Here is an 18,167-nt window from a genome sequence, read left to right as displayed (position 1 = left end):
TTCCGTTCCGAGACGTGGTGCGAAGTTTGCCGTGCGCGGAAAGCAAGAAAATTACATTCGCTGGTTCGAGGTTGCAAATTCGTAACGATCGCGCAGTCGAGCACAGATTTGCCCAATAACTGTACGGAATTCCGGCCCGCTTCCACAAGCAACGCGCTCCAGCACCCATTTCCCGCTCGATCGAGCGCCGGACGCTGCGCGGCCAATTCGAGACCGCGATCCGTGCTATGCCGTATCTACCACGTACAATCGGCCGCATCGATCAGACCTCGCGCGTGGCGGAAGGCGAAGTGAGCAAGAACCAGACCAAACCCACCATTATCGGCATCACCTCACCGCTCGAACCCGAGTACGTCGCGCAAATCCGCGCCGCCGCGCCGGGACGGATCGAGGTCCGGTACGAGCCGGATCTGCTGCCTCCCACCCTCTATCGAAACGACCATCACGGACCGGACGGTTGGTCCCGATCTCCCGAAGATCAGTCCCGCTGGGAAGCAATGCTGGCCGAATGCGAGATCGTTTGGGACATCCCCGAAGTCGTTTGGGACACGCCCGGAGCCAAGACGAAACCGGTGCTGGAGCTCATGCCGAGGTTGCGCTGGATCCAAACCACCTCCGCCGGTGTCGGCCCCATGATCAAACGTCTCGGCCTGGCCGAGACCGACATCCTCGTTACCACCGCCAGCGGGGTGCATGCCAAACCGCTGGCGGAATTCGCTTTCGCGGTCATGCTCACCTGGGTGAAGGAGCTTCCCCGATTGCGATCGGAGCAGCAGGCGCACCGCTGGGAGCGGTTCTGCGGTGGGGAACTCGACGGCCAAACGCTGACCGTCATCGGACCCGGACGAATCGGGCGTGAAGTGGGCCGTCTGGGCAAGGCGTTTGGCATGCGCACCATCGCCATCGCATCGCGCGTCGATGAACACCGCGCTCGTACGCTCGGCTTCGACGAAGCCTACGACCACAACGCATTGGGCGACGTGCTCGCGCGATCCGATTTCGTCGTGATCTCGACGCCGCACACCCCCGACACGGAAAACCTGGTCGACGCGGCCGCGATTGCGGCCATGAAACCGGGCATTGTGCTGGTCAATCTCTCCCGCGGCATCGTGATCGACGAAGACGCCATGATCGAAGCGCTCCTGTCCGGGCAGATCGCGTATGCCGGGCTCGACGTCTTCCGCACCGAACCGCTGCCGGACGATTCGCCTCTCTGGGATATGCCGAATGTGCTCATCGCGCCGCACTCTGCCAGCACCGCGTGGAGCGAGAACCAGCGCATCACCGAGATCTTCGTGCGCAATCTCCCACTCTACCTGGACGGGCGGTACGATGAAATGAGCCCGTTGCTCGACAAGCAGCGAGGCTACTGATGCCGGCGAATGTCATTCCCGAGAGCCACCAGGGCTTGCTCGACAAGCCGGTGCTCGCGCATGTCGCGACCACTGGGCCGCACGGCGAGCCGCAATCCAATCCCGTCTGGTTCATTTGGGACGGTGAACAGATCGTCATTGCTATCGGCCCGACCGGCCAGAAAGCGCGCAACCTTGCGCGCGACCCGCGCGTTGCGCTCTCCATGGCCGATCCGGATGACCCCGCGCACTATCTCGAGATTCGTGGCGTCGTCAGAAGCGTTCGCGTCGTCGATAGCCGCGACCCGGACGTAATCGCCATGGTGCGCAAGTACACCGGCGAAGAGAGCTACGAGGGCATGCCAGACCGGCACGCCCTCTACGTCATCGAGCCGCTCCGCTCGACGATATTGAGATAGCCACATGGGTGGACCGGAACACGGGGAGCCCAGTCATGCTCCCCGTGCCGGTCGATGCGCTCGCCGGAGGGTCAGGCAGCCGGCGAGGCGAGTGGAGTGGCGATCGGCGCAGTTGCAGACGTCGACAAGACCACCACCCGGTTGTTCGTTTCGTCGCTGACGAAGAGCCGGCCGTCCGGCGCAAAGGCAAGATAGGTCGGCTGCTGCAGTTCCCCGTCTCCGGTGCCGTGTGTTCCGAGGATGCCAATTACCGTTCCATCTGGCGAAATGACCTGGATGCGATTGCCAACGTAGTCGGTGACATATGCGTTGCCATCCGCATCGAACGCAATCGCGGCTGCTCCCGCAAACTGACCCGGGCCCGTTCCGATTCCTCCCCAGACGCCAACAGTTTCTCCGTCAGGAGTCAGTACCCGGATACGGCTGCGCAGCGAGTCGGCCACATAGACATTCCCGTCAGGGCCAACCGTGACATCGCCCGGATTCAGAAGCGGGATCTCAACGTCGCCACCATTTGGCCCCCAGGTGGCGAGATGATTTCCAGCCAGATCGAAGACGAACACGTTGCTGCGGGCGAAGTCGGCCACATACAGGCGGTTTGCGTCTTCGTCGAGCGCGATCCCGGACGGCCGGCTGGGATCGTTCGGATCGACCGATGGCAACAGGAACTCTCCTGTCGGGTTCAGATCGGGGTCGAACATCTGAATTTGACTGTCCAACGGGTCCGTGACGTACAAAGACCCGTCTGCGGCAAACGCGAGGTCACCAAAGAAGAAGCCGTCGGGTTCGTGGAACGAAAAAGCGGTGCTCGTATCGCCGTCGGCCGGCCAGATACGATCGAACTCGCCATCGGCAGAGAAGATCTGAATCCGGTCATTGCGAGCATCGATGACGAAGATTTCGCCGTTTGGGCGAACCGCGATACCCACTGGCCCCTGGAACTCTTCCGGCGTGTCCAGCACACCGCCCCACTGCAGGAAACTACCGGCGTCCGGATCGAGCGGCAGCACCCCGGAGAGAGCTGGCTCACCCGGGGCTGGGGCTGGTCCACCGTCGCCGGAGATGGCAAACACCTCGGTTCCAGCGCCGGAATAGAGCACGCCGTCGCGGTACGCGATTCCGCTTGTGGGCTGATCTGGCTCACCGGCCGGCAACGACCAGAGCAATGCGCCAGTTGCCGTGTCCAACGCCTCGATTGCCGGTTCTTCCGTGCGTACATAGAGCACATCACCAGCAACGATCATCCCCCACCAGGCCATATGGGGAGAATCATGCTGCCAGACCACGTCACCAGTGACGGCGTCGAGCGCCAGTACACCTCCAATGTCGGCTCCCGGCACAAAGAAAAGGCCATCTTTGGCCGCCGCATTCGCCGGCCATGGAGGTATCGGATATGGGGTGTTCCAGAGGAGCGTGCCGGTCAGCCGGTCGTAGGCATTCCAGCTTCCAATATACGGAATTGGGGTGGAAACTCCGATAAGCAGCGTATCCCCCAGCACGATCGGTGTCGTGAAAGACGCCGTTTCGGGTGGCAACTCGGTGGACCAAGCCAGCTCGCCGGTCGCAGCGTCGACGGCTTGCAGCCTGCTAACGGTCGATCCGGCCAGCATACCCGCTAGATCGAGACTATCTGCCGTGAGATAGAGCGTTCCGTCCACGTACGACACTACTGCAGGCATTCCGCCGTCCGTATCGTAGAACCACTTCTCCTGGCCAGTTGCGGCGTCGAGCGCCCAGAGGCCACCGTAGACACCTCCCGAGACGAAGACAGTTCCGTTGATTACGGCGACCGACGCGTCGACGATGGTTTGCGGCAGGAAGTCTGCTGGAGGCGTGCCTTCTAGTTCGTGGACGGGCACGAAGGTCCAGATTGTTTTCCCATCACGCGCATCGATAGCTACCGCGCCCTGCAGGCCGCGGTGTGAATCCGCCATCCACTAATGACGGCGCCGAGCCTGAAGACTCGATCAGGAGACTCCCAGAGCACTTCACCGGTCATCCGATCGAGCGCCGCAACAGCGTCCTCGGATTGCACGACAAGAATGTCATCCCCAACTGCAGGCGGAAGATAGGCTGGAGTGCCCCGTTCCGCTGTCCGCAAGATCTCGGGAGCTCCCACTAGCGGAGCGCCCCCCACCTGGCCGTTGCGCTGATCGTTCGCACGAGCGACCCACTCGCCGGCAACTTGCGACGAGTCGAGCACCGGAGATGCCGCCGGTTCGGGGGTCTGCGCTGTCGCCAGTGCAGGTGCAGACATGAGCGCGAGGACGATCAACCACGGAATCCACCAACGGATTCGAGAACGACGATGCATACATGCCTCCATTTGCAGAAACGAAACATGCGAGCACTTGATCCGGCGACAAGGGACTGGATGAGAGAGCGTCGTACGGGAACCACGGCTGACGTGAACGGCGTTCATGGAAGCTTGTCCCCGACGCAACGCTGACAACTGAAAGACGATGTCGACGAGTCAGATGCTCTTTCAGGTAAACGGGTTCAGCGAACGATCTGTGACGCAGAACCTCACGCTAGTCAGAAGGTCCAGACAGCGCCAGGGCGACCTCCGACAGGCTGCCTCGCAACGCTGGCAATCGTGGGCGCCCCCGCTCCCGCTGTCCAGGCGATGCGCTCGCCGGAGGGTCAGGCAGCCGGCGAGGCGATAGGTGAAGCAACAGGCGCCGTGGTGAGCGGCGTGCGCAAGACGGCAACCAGACCGTCATCGAACCCTTCGTCGACCACATAGACCAGGCCATTCGGTCCGATGGCGACCGACCAGGGATTCGAGAAGTACTCTGTTTCTCCAGCGATACCGCTCAGCACGCCGAGCACTTCGCCTGAGGGCGACAAGACTTGAATCCGATTCGTGCTGTAGTCGAGTGTGTGAGATATTACCGTCGGAGTCGACCGCGACACCCACGAGACCCGTGAACCTGCCGGGATCGACACCCTTGCCAATCGTAATCAACTCGGCTCCAGGAGTGAAAAACAGCGACTGTCTCGCCTTCCGGCGTGAGGACACGTACCCGTCCACGGCCAGAATCGGTGATATAGACATTTCCATCTGGCCCAACCGCGACGTCGCTGGGTGTGAAGAGGGACAGCTCGACATCACCGTCGTCGCCGCCCCATGTGGAGACCAGGTTCCCCTCGAGGTCAAAGACGAACACGTGATCATGCGCGAAGTCGGTCACATAGAGCCGGTTCGTTGCTTCATCGAGCGCGATGCCACCAGGGCGGCTCAGGTTGTCTGGACTCGTGGACGGCAGGTCGAAGGAGGCAGTCGGGTTGAGATTGGCATCAAAGATCTGAATTCGGCCATCCATGGGATCGGTCACAAAGAGCGATCCATCGGCGGCAAAGGCCAGATCACCCCAAAAGAACCCATCCGGCTCATGAAATGAGAACATCGCGGCCGTATCGCCTTCGCCTGGCCAAACACGGTCGAAAGTCCCATCAGGTGAGAAAATCTGAATCCGGTCGTTCTTCGAATCGACGATGAAGATCTCACCGTTTGGTCGGAACGCGATCCCGGCCGGCCCCTGGAACTCCTCCGGAGACTCGATAACCCCTACCCATTGGAGGAAGCCATCTGCATCTGCCGACAGAGGCATAGTCGTCGCGAGCGACGGTGGCCCCGGTTCCGGCGAGGTCCCGCCATCACCGCCAATTGCCATCATCGCAGTATCCGTTCCAGCGTAGAGCACGCCATCAGCGTATGCGAGTCCACTCCATGCCGTATCGGGCTCGCCAGTTGAGATCGACCAGCGCAACGCGCCGGTTGCCGTATCGATCGCCTCGATTGCGGGCGCACCGGTTCGCATGTAGAGCACATCATCGACAACGACCATATCCCAGTACGCCATCGGCGAAGAGTCGTGTTGCCATATCACGTCTCCGGTCGCGGCATCGAGCGCCAACGTGCCTCCGGCATCCCCGTTTGGAACGATGAACATCCCGTCGACGGCCGCAAGGCTGCCAGCCCACGGAGCAATCGACGTACGCGTGCTCCAGCGAAGCTCGCCGGTATGGCGGTCGTAGGCTTGCCATGTCCCGAAATGAGCCACTTGGTCCGAGAGGCCGACAAGTACCATATCGTCCAGGACCACCGTCCCACCGGGGAAAACTGAGTCCGCCGGCCATTCATTCGTCCAAATCCGCTCACCAGTCGCCGCGTCGACCGCATGCAACTGACTCTTCGTCGACCCCGCAAGCGAACCCGCATCTCCGGCGCCATCTGACGCGACATAGAGCATTCCATCGACGTAAGAAACCGCACCGGGGACGCCGCCCTCGGTGTCGTAGACCCAGCGGAGCTCCCCGGTCGCGGCGTCGATCGCCCAGAGTTCCCCGTAAATATCGCCCGTGACATAGACGGATCCATCAGCGACGGTTACCGGCCCATTCACGATCGAGAGAGGGGGAAAACCGTCCGGCGGTTCCATTTCCAGTTCAGGTTCCGGGACGAACGACCAGATCACCTCGCCACTTCGTGCATCCAGCGCAACAGCACCCTGGAGGCCGGCGGTATAGACGAAACCATCGACCAGTGTTGGTGTGGTCCCTACCGATTCGATGGGCACCGACCAAAGTTGGGATCCGGTTTCCCGATCGAGCGCGGCAATGGCCATTTCCGACTGGGCGATGACAATCTTGTCGCCAACCGCCGGAGCAAGATAGGCAGCACTGCCGAGCTCTGATTCCCAGAGGATTGTGGGTGAACCGGCCAGCGGCGCGCCGTCGACCTGGCCGTTCCGCTGAAGATTCCCCATGCTTAGCCAGGTACCGGTGACCATCGCCGGATCGAGCCTCGCGACCGGAGAGGGAGTTCCTGGCGCAGGCGATGCATCCTGCGCGACAGCGGTGAGAGATGGAACGATCACGAACGTCAGAGCAAGCACGATTACTCCGAACCTTCGTGACAGGCAATCGATGCGCATGACATTCCTCCTCAATTGGGGACACCGAACTCGCCGCCTACTGGACGTCCTGACAGCGAGCGAAACCAGGTTGGTCACGTGCTCCGATGGTGGCAGAGCGGTGCACGGCTGCCTATTGGGAGGATTCCCAATTTCCTGAGCGGATCCGGGAGAGCGTCAGCTCGGTACCTGCCGATCGCGGGCGCGGATGGCGACGACCGCCGCCGATGTGCGCGTGGGAACGCCCAGCTTGCGCAGAATCGCCTCCACATGGCGCGACGCCGTCGAGCGAGAAATGAACAGTCTGTCGGCGATCTCCCGATCGGTAAGGCCATCGACCAACAGATCGAGCACCTCGCGTTCCCGTGGCGAGAGCTGCGCGAGCAGGTCTGCCGGTTGGTCAACCGCATCTGGCCGCTCTTGCTGCGTGATGGTCCGCTCCGCCTCGACAAACGTGGCGTCGAGGGTCAACCGAGCGCCTTCCGTTCGAAAGCGTTCGAACCCGTCAGCGCCGAGCTCCGCGCGCAGATGCTGTTCGAGCTCCGCCCGGCTGCCTGTATCGCGAAAACGGAGTCGTGAGGTTAGTTCCAGGACCCGATCGGCAGCGCCCAACAAACGCGCTCCACGTTCGGGTTCGCCATCGGACAGCGCGAGTTCGGCGACCCGCAAGAAAAACTCCGCTACGAGCGAGAGAACCTCTCGGTCGAGACTCACATCGCGCACATGCCGCAACAGGCTCCGGCTCTCCTCGATGCGCGCTTCCGCCAACGCGAGCCCCACCAGCGCCAACTCGCTCAGCGGCTGGAGATAGTTCGCCGCGGTTGCATTCGCAATCACCAGCCCGGCCTCGATCTGCTCTCTCGCCTCTGCGAGGCGACTGGCCGCCTTCAGGCTCATCCCCAATTCATAATGCGCTGCCGTCCGCTGCACCGTCGGCTTGTTTGGAAGCAGCAATGCGAGCGATTCTGTCGAATAGGCGATGGAGCGGTCGATCGCTCCAGCATTGCGGGCGATCTGTCCTCCGTGACGCAAGCCGAATCCAAGCAGATCGAGATCACCCAAGACGCGTGCCCGCTCGATCGCCTCCTGGGAAAAACGCAGCGCCTTGTCATCGTCCGCATGAATCGAGGCCATCAACCCAATCCAGGACGTGATCCGCACCCGCAGTGGCGATGCCTGGTCACCAGCAGTGACATCGTAGGCGCGTTCCATCCAGTCGCTGACTTCCTGGGTATGCAGGCGCAGCCAGCCCAGATCGGACGCTGCCCAGGTGAGCTCCAGAGCCCGCTCTCCCTGTCCCGATTCGACCAGCCACTCGAACGCCGCTCGCACGTTCGGCCACCCATTGACGTAATGCCGCAGCAGTTCGCTTCGTCCGCTGACATTCCGGTAAAAGTCGCCTGGGCGCAGCCATTGGACGAAGTGATCAGCATGCGCATCTCGCAAGGCGCGTTCATCCGCACTGCCGATGAGGAGTTGATGCGCGTATTCCCACACCGGCGGCGTCATGGAGATGCGCACCGATCCGTCCGCATCGGGCATCGTGCGCAGCAACGAGGCCTCCTGCAGAAGTTCGATGCTCTCCAGATGATCGTCGCGCGTGCCCGGCAGCACGGCATCCAGCTCCTCCAGCGAGCAACTGCCGATGAACACCGCCAACTGGCGCAGGGTGTCACGCTCGCGCGGGAGCAGCAGATCGTAGCTCCACTGAATTGCCCGATCCATCGTCTGGAGACGCGGATCGGCATCGACTGGGCCCTTGCCAAGCGCCGGGAGAATGGGATCCATGCGCGCCAGGAGAGCGGTCGGCGGCAAGATGCGCACCCGTGCAGCGGCAAGCTCGATCGCCAGCGGCTCCCCTTCCACCCGGCGGCAGATGGCGGCAGTGGCCTGAAGTTGGTCGGTCGTCCATTCGAATCCCGGCAGCATCGCCATCGCGCGTTCGACGAACAACCGCACCGCCGGACTGGCCAGCGCTTCCTCCGGCGCATCGACATCCGTAGCTGGGAGCTCCAGTCCGTCGACCGGGACGACCTGCTCGCCAGAGAGCCGAAGACGGCTTCGACTGGCGCAGAGCAATGTCATGGCAGGGCACGCGTCGAGGAGCTCGGCCAGCACCGGGGCCGCTGGCAGCAGCTGTTCCAGGTTGTCCAGCACCAGCACCAGCCGGCGTCCTCCCAGTACCGCGGCAAACTGCTGCACAGTTGGATCGGACGGCAGATCCGGCAACGCCAGCCGAGCGGAAATCGCAGCAATCAGACGCGATGGGTTGCGCAGGGAGGCCAACGACACGAACGCTACTGGCAGCGCTCCGGCGTCTGCAATCGTATGCGCCACGGCCAGCGCAAGACGCGACTTGCCGATGCCCCCAGTGCCTACCAGTGTGACCAGCCGATACTGCGGATCGGTCACCAGCCCGAGAACGCGCTCGATCTCTTGTTCACGTCCAATGAGCGATGTGCGGGGTTTCGGCAAGGGGGGAAAGTGCAGGGCGCGCGGCGCAAACTCCAGCACCCGCAACTCATCGAGATGAATCGGGCCAGGGGGCGAGTCTGATGGATCGCTGAGGTCATCGAGCTCTGCGCGGTCCGGGCGCATCGGCGTCTACTCGTGCATGAATGGCGAAAACAGGGTGCTTCACTTGCGTCTGTGGGCGTGTCACTCATCATAACGCAGAACCCGCAGGCAGCGCGCGCGTCGTCCCCGATCGACCGCGATGCGGAAAAGTCCCGGCCGGTCTCCGGGCCCCATAGTCGTCACTCATTTATGATTAGCGTTTCCGGACCGCGCAATGTGGAGTGGCCCGGGCGACTATCTTGCCTAAGCGGTTCTGGAGTCTCCGTTGCTACCTATGCGTCCGACGTTGAATGGGCACACTGCCCGGCCCCGGCTCAATCTCGCCATCGATCTCGACGGGGTGCTGACCGAACACCCGCGCCCCCTGGCCATTGCCGCATCCGAGAAGTTCAAGCTCGATCTTCCAGAACGCGCCTTTGTCGATTCCGCCGGGTTGAATGTGCCCCAGACCGTGCGTGACTGGGTCTACTCCAACGCCGGGCCGGCGTCCCGATTGCAACCCGCCGAGGGAGCGCAACAGTTCCTGCGCGATGTCATCGACCTGCTCGGCGCGGAGAACGTCCAGATCATCACCGCGCGTTCGGCCGCTTCGGCGGAGATGACCCGCAACTGGTTGCGGCATCACAACTTCCCGGAGATCACCATCCTTTTTGCAGACGACAAGCCAACGGTCGCCACCCAGCGCGGCTGCAACGTGGCCGTCGAGGACAGCATCCGTCACGCGCGTTCCTATTCCGACTCCGGAATGCTCTGCTTCCTCATCTCACCGCCCGATGCCTACACCGACGATCTCCCCGGCGTGGTGCGGGTCGATAGCCTGACGCCGATCCCATCGCTCTTGCGCGATGAGATGGAGCGGATCGATGACGGAAAGAACGGTACCGCCGCCTTCGCCGCGCGCCCGCGCATCGTCATTTCAGACGCCATCGATCCCGGCGCGCGCGCGACTCTCGCCGAAGCGGCCGAAATCATCGATGTCGACGGCACCGACACCCCGGCATTGCTGGCGGTACTCGGCGATGCCGATGCCCTGATCGTGCGCAGCGAAACCCAGGTGACTTCCGAAGTGATCGCCGCCGGACCGAACCTGCGTGTCATCGCGCGGGCAGGCGTAGGTGTCGACAATGTCGATCTCGATGCCGCTACCCGCGCGGGTGTGCTGGTGCTCAACGCGCCGGGAGCGAATCGCTATTCGGCAGGTGAGCACACGATTGCATTGCTGCTTTCGATCACCCGTCAGATTCCACGCGCCGACCAAACAACCCATGAAGGGCTTTGGCAACGCAAGAAGCTGAAACCGGTCGATTTGCGGGGACGCACGGTCGGCATCGTGGGACTTGGACGGGTCGGTGGCGTAGTCGCCAAGCGGCTGGCGGCATTCGAAATGAACATTCTCGCCTACGACCCGTACATTTCCGACGCCCGTTTCGACGAGTTCGGCGCCGAGTCGGTGTCCTATGAAGAGTTGTTGCGCCGTTCGGACATCATTACGTACCACGTCCCGTCCACGGCGGAAACCCGCAACATGCTCTGCGCGGCAACATTCCCCCTCCTGAAGGAGGGCGTCATCGTGCTCAATTGCTCGCGTGGCGACGTGGTGGACGAGAACGTGCTCGCCCAGGCGCTCAAGTCGGGAGCCGTGGCGGCCGCGGGGATCGATGTCTTCCCGCATGAGCCTTGCCACGAGAGTCCGCTCTTTGGGCTACCGAACGCGGTCCTCACGCCGCACATCGGCGGTTCGAGCGAGGAAGCGCTCAGAGCCGTGGGGGAAATGATCAGTTCCTCGGTGATCTGCGCGCTCAATGGCCAGGCGGTGCCGAACGCGGTCAATCTGCCTCCGGCTTCGCTGGTGGCGCCCGAGTTGCAACGGCTGACGTCGGTCGCCAGTGCCGCGGGGCATCTGCTCGCGGTGCTTCAGCCGTCGCCCCCGGCGGGATTCCGCATGACCGTCAACGGAAATGTCCCGGACGATGTCACCGAACATGTCGCGGGAGCCGCCCTGAGCGAGGCCATGCATCTCTGGACCCATCGCCGGGTCACGCCGGTCAACGCCCGGTTGATCGCGGAAGAGCTCGGCATGGAGGTGAAGCTCGACAGCGGCACACGCGACCCGAATGTGATTCCGACCTTCTCGTTCGAGGCAACCGGCGAACCGGAAGAACCTGCCCATCAGGTGCGCGTGGTCTGGGACCGCGCGCAGGCCGGCATCGTCGCGGTCGACCGCTTTACCCTCGATCGGCCGCTGGCCGGCGAGTTGCTCATCACGCACCACCGGGACGTCCCAGGCGTGATCGGCCGGGTCGGCACCATCATCGGGCGCTACGATGTGAATATTGCCGGCATGGAGGTTGGACGCCACCACCGTGGCGGTGAGGCGATCATGGTCGTCAACGTCGACAACGAGATTCCTGACGGCGCGCTGGAGGAGATCCGGGCGATTCCCGGCATGGTCGGGGCGTTCAAGATTTCACTTCCGGCCGATCTCAGCCGTCCCCGGCCGCACGTGCCAGCGCTGGCCGTGCCTGATACCCTGTAACCAAACATTGGGCGCGAGAACGGTTCGCACCCGTGCGACAACTGAATTGTCTGAAATCACCGTGGAGGGGAAGGCAACGATGCGGCGAATGCGGTTTGGTGGTTTCGTCTCGGCGCTCGTTTTTGCAAGCGCGCTGACCGGCGGCGGTCAGACGGTGGCTCAGGACACACAGAGCGACCAGGTCAAGATCGAGATCATCCAACCGGGCGATCCGGCTACCCCAGCGGCCTATGGTTCCCTCCTCGATCCGGTCGCCGGACTGACCACGATCGCTACCTTCAGTCCCGAGCTCTGGGTCGGTGCGGCGCAGGTGACAGAAACCGAAAGCTATGGCCGGTTGGCGGCCGCGCTCTACGCCCAATCGACCGGCGAAGGCACCGGCACGCTGAATATCGGTCTCTCAGACCCTTCGACGACCGATGTGATCCTCACGCTCGTCGGCATGGATGACGACGCCCCGAGCAAGACACCGATCGAGCTCACCATCAATCAGACTGTCGTCTATACCGGCGATGCCTGGTTCGAAGACTGGGGAGGAACCCCGGGCGAAGGCAACTGGACCACCGTGCAGATCACCATTCCGAAGGGTTTGCTCGGCCCTGGAGTCAATGCGATTACCCTCTCGAATACAGCCGAAACCGGCAATCAAGGCGAGGCGCCATATGTCATTCTCGGTGGCGCGTCGGTGCAGACCACTGGCGTGACGGTCGACCCACCGGGACAAAGCTAGGTTCGTTTTCGGAGCGGCGCGGTGCCGCCTCATGTCGTTCGATCGCCCGACGCTTGTCGCAATGAAGGAGCGCAGTCCGTGAATCTCAGTCCCTCGATCGCTCGTCGAATCCGCACGATCACTCTGACCACTGCGCTCGCGGTCGGCACGCTGGTCTTGCCGCTGGCAGGAACGCTCGCCCAGGGCGATGTACAGATCCAGGTGCTCGGCCAGGGTGTGCAGGCCACCGCAGGCGGCGGCAATTTGGTGAATCCGACCACCAGCGTTTCCACCACTGTGACCCTTGCCGCCAGCGAATGGACCGGCGGCTACTACCAAGGCAACGGCCAGTGGTATGGACGACCATGGGCCGCGCTCTACGGAACCCAGACTCAGTACAGCACCGCCAGCCTCACGATTCAGCTTAGCTCGACCCCTACCGGTCCGGTCACGCTGACGCTCACTGGCCTCAATGATGAATCGGGCACCAAGAATCCGATCCAGATCACCATCAACGGCGCCTCGATCTTCAATGGCACGAGCTGGTTTGCGAGTTGGGATGGTCAGGGACAAGGCCAGAATGCGCCATGGACCACGGTGGCCATCACGATCCCGGCTTCGTACTTTGCATTGGGGGCCAACAGTATCGTGGTCTCGAATCTGACCAACAGCAGCAATTTCAGCTCACCGCCGTACGTCCTGCTCGGCGCGGCGCAGATCAACCTGCCGGGCGCATCCGCCTCGGTGAACTAGCCGAACGTCAGATCAGCATTCGGGTCGAATGATTCGCACGCGCGGTCCTACACGCGGGCCGCGCGCGTTGCCCTCGTCGGGCCGTCCGCTACATGTCTCTCCCCAAGTCGCTGGAACGCTTCGAATGCCCATGTCCTTGTCTCCAGAACATCTTCGATTGCAAGCGCAACTGTTCGTGAAGGCATGGATCGAATAGTCCCAGGCGCGCTGGCCGGGCGCATCGGCCAAACTACGTATCGTCACCGTTCACGCGCGAAATCGGTATACCGATTGGCCCTGGCATTCCGCTGGATATGCCATGTCGAGATCGACCGGTCCGCTACTCCGTCTCACCGCGTTCGACGATGCCTTGCTCCCGAGCCGACTCGACCGCCTCACGACGGGAGGCGACCTGGAGCTTGCGCAAGATCGATCCGACATGGGTGTCGATTGTCCGTCGGCTGACAAAGAGCCGATCGGCGATCTCTCCGTTGGTGGCGCCCTGCGCCAATAGGCGCAGCACCTCTTCCTCTCGGGTGGAGAGCGCGTTTGCGCGTTCGCGAACCGGGTTCAACTCGAGTTCGAGCGCAATCACCTCCGCCAGCCGTTCCGATCCAGTTAGCCGTCGTCCAGCCGCTTCCAGTTCCGAGAGCCGCTTCCCTTTTCCGGGGGAGGCTTCGAGAATCCGATCACGCAACGATCGGTCCGAGACCGTGAAATCGATCTGCGCTGCAAGTGCCGCCACTGCGCCATCGAGCAACATCGCCTGCTCGAGCTTGCCCATATCGAAGGCGGCCTGCGCAATCTGGATCAGGCACTGCCGCTCGCGGAATCGATGCCCCAGGCGTTGGGAAATCTGCAATCCTTCACGCCCGGACTCCACCGCGCGGGAGAACGACGACTCGCGCCGAAAGATGTCACATAAGTACGACAGGCAAAGACTCTCGAAGTAGCCGTTTCGCTGCGCCCGGCTCGTTGCCAGCGCCTCCGTCAACACGCTTGCTGCCCGGTCGTTCTCCCCAAGCTGCAGTTCCAGCCGCGCGATCCCCAGTTCGAGACCGAGGGCGATCCACCCGCCTGGATCCTCCGTAACCCCCGCGACGATAGCAGAGGCCTGGTCGAACCAGGTCTGGGCGCCTGTCGCTTCCCCAGTTCCAAGCACGGCGTGTCCCAACCCGATCAGGCACCAGCATGCATTGCGCTGTTCTCCCCGAAACTGAAATGCCTGCAGCGCATCGAGCAAATATGGCAGCGCAGCATGCGGATCGTGCAAGGTCGCGACCCGCCCGAGTCGGTACTGATTGGCGGCAATCCCGGCCTCCAGCCCCACTGCCAGGCTCGCATCCAGTGACGCTTCCGCAAGCGACCGAGTTGCCCCATAGTCTCCCTGGAGCCATGCCCACTCGGCAGACCATCCCATCAGCACCGTACGTTCCTCTGCCGCCGATGACGGCAGGCCATCGCGAATGCGGTCCAGCGTGTTGCGCGCCTCGGCATAGCGACCCTGTTCCGCCCATGTCGGTGACAGCGTGATCGCCAGACGCAACGCATCGTCGTATGCGCCATGATCGAGCGCGAAGGACAAAGCAGCGGAGAAGTCCGCTTGATCGGACAATCGATTGGATGGCCCCCAGAGGTAACCATCGAGCGGATCGAACACCGGCTCTTGCGTTCGGCTAACGCACCACGCCACGTGCGCCCGTCCGCATTCGTCCACCTCATCGTGTTGCGCCAACAGGGCGAGACTGTATTCCCGTATGGTCTGCAGCATGCGGAGCTCGTGCCGGTCGTTCGTGCTCACCAGCCCTTGACCAACCAGGCTTGCCAGCGCGCTCAGGGTGGCCATCTGCTTCGGCGTCTGGCTCGCATCGTCCCTGGATGGAGGGAGCATGCGTTCCAGGAACTCCACAGCTTCCAGGGTAAACACATCTGGAAAGATCGAGATCCGGCGAAACAACCGTTTCGCCTCACCGTCTAGTAGTTCATACGACCAGCCGATCGCGCTGCCCATCGACTGGAGACGTGGTGGCGCATCTGCCGGACCACCCACCAACAGGGGAAGTCGCCGGTCGAGCCGGACACGCAGTTCTGCCGGAGTCAGCAACCGGCTCCAGGACGCCGCCAGCTCGATCGCCAACGGCAGCCCGTCGAGGCGCCGGCAGATGCCTTCGATCGCGTGCAGCGCTTCGAGCGGAATCGGGTCGTCATGGGCAATCGGCGATGATCGCTGAAGAAAGAGCTGCACGGCCGGACTCGCCTCGATCTCGGCCCGTGCAGCGTTCTGGGTGGGTAGTGGCAACGGGTCGATTGCAATCTCTCGCTCGAGGGAGACATTGAGTATTCCGCGGCTCGTCGCCAGAATCGTCAGTGTGGGACACGCCTCGATCAACTCGGCAACCATGGGCGCCGCGTCCAGCAAATGCTCGAAGTTGTCGAGTGCGAGCAGCACGGGACGTCCGAGCAACATCGCCGCCAGCCGGTCAGGCAGCGAATCGGGGCCGACGCTTTTCAGCCCGAACTTCTCGCCAATCGCCTGAGCCACTTGGTCGACCGTTTCGAAGGGCGCAAGGGAAATCCAGGCCACCTCGAGTCCCGGCGTATCGATCAGAACGCTGACGGCATGCTCCGCCAGCCGGGTCTTTCCAACACCTCCCGGGCCAGTCAGGGTAATCAGTTGCACCGCGGGTTGGCGCAGCATCGCCAGAATCGAGGCAAGCTCCCGCTCACGCCCAATGAACGACGTTCGCTGGGCCGGTAACCGTTGAGCGGAAACGGAGTCGTGCGATAGCGACACAGAGACTCCCTGCTGCGGATGCGATGCGGTGTTCGGCGGTCGAATCTTAGTTGACGTTCGGTGCGCCCGGCAATCGCAACGCGCCCGCATCGAACCCAATAGAATGGACCAACGCGCCGTTGCCGCAGTTGCGCGACGACGTGCTGTCCAGACCTGAGCAGACGAGGAGTGACCACACGATGTCGACCGCAACCGCCGTTTCGGCTACGAGGATCGGGAGCGATGAACTCACCAGAATCGTTGCGCCAGACGCCAAACCGATCAGCCAGAACGGCGTCTCCATCCCAACGCGCGACTATCAAGCATGGGTCAATGGCGACGGCAGTATCGAAACCGGCATCTGGGAATGCGACACCGGGGTCTTCCGCGCCCGTTTCGAGCACCACGGGGAAATGATCTACATCGTGCAGGGCGAGATGGTCTGCACGCCCGACAGCGGCGAAGCCTTCACCCTCTCAGAGGGCGACTCCTGCACCTTCCCCAAGGGCTGGGCCGGCGCCTGGGAGGTCAAGCGCCCAATCCGCAAGCTCTACACCGTCTGGACGAACGAGAGCTAGCGGTTGGCATGCAGCATGCGGCATGCAGCATGCAGCTAGCAGCACGCAGTTGACTCGCTCAGCTCCATCAGGCGCGACCTCCCGGAGCCAATACTCATCCGTTGCTGCATGCTGCATGCTGCATGCTGCATGCCGCGTGCCGCGTGCCGCATGCCGCGTGCCCACTACACGTCGTACGGTTTGCCTGCGAACGCTGCCAATCCCCACAAGTCCGGCCAGATGAAGTCAGGCTGGATGCGGTCATCGGGGAGCCGTTCCGCGTTGCGGTTGACCCAGGCGGTCTTCATCCCGAACTGCTGCGCCGGGCCAATGTCGTACTTGAACCCGAACGCGGTGTGCAGCATACGGCCCGGATCGGCGCCTATCTCGCCGATGGCGTATTCGAACACTTTCGGAGACGGTTTGTAGGCCCCGACATCTTGCGCCACGATCACCTTGTCGAACTGAACGCCGATCTGCTTGATCGAGTGCGTGATGATGTCGCGGTCGGTGTTGGAGATGATCGCCAGGTTGAGACCGGCGGCGCGGGCCCGCTCGAGTGCCGGTTTCGTGTCGTGGAACGCCTGAATCGACCGCATGGCAGTAGTCATGGCCGGTCCGAACGAATCCTGCCACTGGTATCCCATCTCGAGGCACCACGCGCGAATGCTCTCGGAGAGGACGCGCTTGTACTCCTGGTATGGCCCCTGGATGATCTCGAACTGGATCTCTTCCCAGCGCTCGCGCAACTGCACGCCCGAGGGAGGATCGGGGGTGTTGCGCAGCGCAATCGAATAGCAGAGCGAACCAAAGGCGCCCTCCCAGTCGACTAACGTGCCGTAGCAGTCGAACGTAACCCAGTCGATAGCGTCGAGTCCAATCGTGTCAGCCATGCTAGGCATCCTCTCCATTCGTCAGGTAATCGAGCAACGTACGCACACCCACACCGGTCGTGCCTTTGGGGGTATAGGATGAGCCGGTCTTGGTCCGGTTGGCGCCCGCAATGTCGAGATGCGCCCAGGGCAGTCCTTCCGAGAAATGCTGCAGGAAGAGCGCCGCGGTAATCGAACCGCCCGCGCGTCCCCCAGTGTTCTTGATATCGGCCAGTTCGCCCTTGATCTGTTTTTCCAGGGCCTCGGTCAACGGCATGCGCCACATCAGCTCGCCCGAACGCTTGGCGGACGCCAGCAAGTTGGCGGCCAGATCGTCTCGGTTGGCATAGAGCGCGGTAGTTTCGTCGCCAAGCGCGACGACTTTCGCCCCAGTGAGGGTCGCAAGGTCGATCATCTCCCCCACGCCAAGCCGCGAGGTGTAGACCAAACCATCGGCCAGCACCAGCCGCCCCTCGGCATCGGTGGACAGGATTTCCATCGTCACACCGTTCATGCCGGTGATGATGTCGTCCGGCCGAAATGCCTCACCCGAGATCATGTTCTCGGCGGCGCAGATGACGCCATGCACCTCGTAGGGACAGCCGAGCGTCTTCAGCGCGGTCATCGTGGCCAGCACCGCCGCGCCACCGGCCATATCGCCTTTCATGTCGAGCATTGCATCGGCTGGCTTGATCGAGTACCCGCCGGTATCGAACGTGAT

14 protein-coding genes are annotated in these 18,167 nt (G+C 62.7%); 6 read left to right on the top strand and 8 right to left on the bottom strand.

Features of this window, described 5'->3' with window-relative positions:
• Positions 1-290: 290 nt before the first annotated feature.
• Both R2855_16225 and R2855_16220 read left to right on the top strand, forming a co-directional pair.
• Positions 291-1,373: a D-2-hydroxyacid dehydrogenase gene (locus R2855_16225; protein ID MEZ4532540.1), complete on the top strand. Its 1,083-nt coding sequence runs from the start codon at positions 291-293 to the stop codon at positions 1,371-1,373.
• Entirely contained in the window at positions 1,373-1,771 is a 399-nt protein-coding gene (locus tag R2855_16220; GenBank protein ID MEZ4532539.1) for a PPOX class F420-dependent oxidoreductase, read from the top strand. Before R2855_16225 ends, R2855_16220 begins: the two co-directional genes overlap by 1 nt.
• A gap of 71 nt (positions 1,772-1,842) precedes the next feature.
• On the opposite strand, the gene R2855_16215 is transcribed toward R2855_16220, so the two are convergent.
• The 5 genes from R2855_16215 to R2855_16195 form a co-directional block, all read right to left on the bottom strand.
• The gene (locus tag R2855_16215) at positions 1,843-3,705 is read right to left on the bottom strand and encodes a PQQ-binding-like beta-propeller repeat protein (GenBank protein ID MEZ4532538.1); all 1,863 of its coding nucleotides are present in this window, start codon (positions 3,703-3,705) and stop codon (positions 1,843-1,845) included.
• Entirely contained in the window at positions 3,669-4,085 is a 417-nt protein-coding gene (locus R2855_16210) for a hypothetical protein (GenBank protein MEZ4532537.1), read from the bottom strand. Before R2855_16210 ends, R2855_16215 begins: the two co-directional genes overlap by 37 nt.
• 329 nt (positions 4,086-4,414) lie before the next feature.
• Positions 4,415-4,621, bottom strand: coding sequence for a hypothetical protein (locus tag R2855_16205; protein MEZ4532536.1), 207 nt, complete (start codon positions 4,619-4,621; stop codon positions 4,415-4,417).
• Positions 4,622-4,662: 41 nt separating this feature from the next.
• Complete coding sequence (locus R2855_16200; protein ID MEZ4532535.1) at positions 4,663-6,711, bottom strand: PQQ-binding-like beta-propeller repeat protein; 2,049 nt, start codon at positions 6,709-6,711, stop codon at positions 4,663-4,665.
• A gap of 156 nt (positions 6,712-6,867) precedes the next feature.
• Complete coding sequence (locus tag R2855_16195; protein MEZ4532534.1) at positions 6,868-9,288, bottom strand: LuxR C-terminal-related transcriptional regulator; 2,421 nt, start codon at positions 9,286-9,288, stop codon at positions 6,868-6,870.
• 253 nt (positions 9,289-9,541) lie between these two features.
• Here R2855_16195 and serA point away from each other — a divergent pair, with 253 nt between their 5' ends.
• The 3 genes from serA to R2855_16180 all read left to right on the top strand — a co-directional run bounded on the left by serA (position 9,542) and on the right by R2855_16180 (position 13,265).
• A complete protein-coding gene (serA, locus tag R2855_16190) occupies positions 9,542-11,803 on the top strand; it encodes a phosphoglycerate dehydrogenase (protein ID MEZ4532533.1) in 2,262 nt (753 codons plus the stop codon).
• Positions 11,804-11,882: 79 nt separating this feature from the next.
• Positions 11,883-12,533: a hypothetical protein gene (locus R2855_16185; protein ID MEZ4532532.1), complete on the top strand. Its 651-nt coding sequence runs from the start codon at positions 11,883-11,885 to the stop codon at positions 12,531-12,533.
• Between the two features lie 78 nt (positions 12,534-12,611).
• Positions 12,612-13,265 (top strand): hypothetical protein, encoded by a 654-nt coding sequence (locus tag R2855_16180; protein MEZ4532531.1) that lies wholly within the window; start codon positions 12,612-12,614, stop codon positions 13,263-13,265.
• A gap of 319 nt (positions 13,266-13,584) precedes the next feature.
• Here the strand turns inward: R2855_16180 and R2855_16175 are convergent, their stop codons facing one another.
• A complete protein-coding gene (locus R2855_16175) occupies positions 13,585-16,038 on the bottom strand; it encodes a LuxR C-terminal-related transcriptional regulator (protein ID MEZ4532530.1) in 2,454 nt (817 codons plus the stop codon).
• 179 nt (positions 16,039-16,217) lie between these two features.
• Here R2855_16175 and R2855_16170 point away from each other — a divergent pair, with 179 nt between their 5' ends.
• Positions 16,218-16,595, top strand: coding sequence for a cupin domain-containing protein (locus R2855_16170; GenBank protein MEZ4532529.1), 378 nt, complete (start codon positions 16,218-16,220; stop codon positions 16,593-16,595).
• Positions 16,596-16,759: 164 nt separating this feature from the next.
• On the opposite strand, the gene R2855_16165 is transcribed toward R2855_16170, so the two are convergent.
• Together R2855_16165 and R2855_16160 are read right to left on the bottom strand one after the other, a co-directional pair.
• Positions 16,760-17,467, bottom strand: a complete 708-nt coding sequence (locus tag R2855_16165; protein ID MEZ4532528.1) for a haloacid dehalogenase type II — start codon at positions 17,465-17,467, stop codon at positions 16,760-16,762.
• 1 nt (position 17,468) lies between these two features.
• The coding region (locus R2855_16160) for a hypothetical protein (protein ID MEZ4532527.1) at positions 17,469-18,167 on the bottom strand (699 nt) is incomplete at its 5' end.

The sequence above is a fragment of the Thermomicrobiales bacterium genome (genome assembly GCA_041390825.1).
In the GTDB taxonomy this organism is placed as follows: Bacteria; Chloroflexota; Chloroflexia; order Thermomicrobiales; family UBA6265; genus JAMLHN01.
Note: the sequence above shows the minus strand (reverse complement) of the source record. Positions and strands in the feature narration are given on the sequence as shown.

Excerpts from the sequence above, each read along its gene's own strand:
- R2855_16220 (MEZ4532539.1), top strand. The coding sequence starts at position 1,373 with ATGCCGGCGAATGTCATTCCCGAGAGCCACCAGGGCTTGCTCGACAAG.
- R2855_16215 (MEZ4532538.1), bottom strand. The coding sequence starts at position 3,705 with ATGGCGGATTCACACCGCGGCCTGCAGGGCGCGGTAGCTATCGATGCG.
- R2855_16210 (MEZ4532537.1), bottom strand. The coding sequence starts at position 4,085 with ATGCATCGTCGTTCTCGAATCCGTTGGTGGATTCCGTGGTTGATCGTC.
- R2855_16200 (MEZ4532535.1), bottom strand. The coding sequence starts at position 6,711 with ATGCGCATCGATTGCCTGTCACGAAGGTTCGGAGTAATCGTGCTTGCT.
- R2855_16195 (MEZ4532534.1), bottom strand. The coding sequence starts at position 9,288 with ATGCGCCCGGACCGCGCAGAGCTCGATGACCTCAGCGATCCATCAGAC.
- serA (MEZ4532533.1), top strand. The coding sequence starts at position 9,542 with ATGCGTCCGACGTTGAATGGGCACACTGCCCGGCCCCGGCTCAATCTC.
- R2855_16185 (MEZ4532532.1), top strand. The coding sequence starts at position 11,883 with ATGCGGCGAATGCGGTTTGGTGGTTTCGTCTCGGCGCTCGTTTTTGCA.
- R2855_16170 (MEZ4532529.1), top strand. The coding sequence starts at position 16,218 with ATGTCGACCGCAACCGCCGTTTCGGCTACGAGGATCGGGAGCGATGAA.
- R2855_16165 (MEZ4532528.1), bottom strand. The coding sequence starts at position 17,467 with ATGGCTGACACGATTGGACTCGACGCTATCGACTGGGTTACGTTCGAC.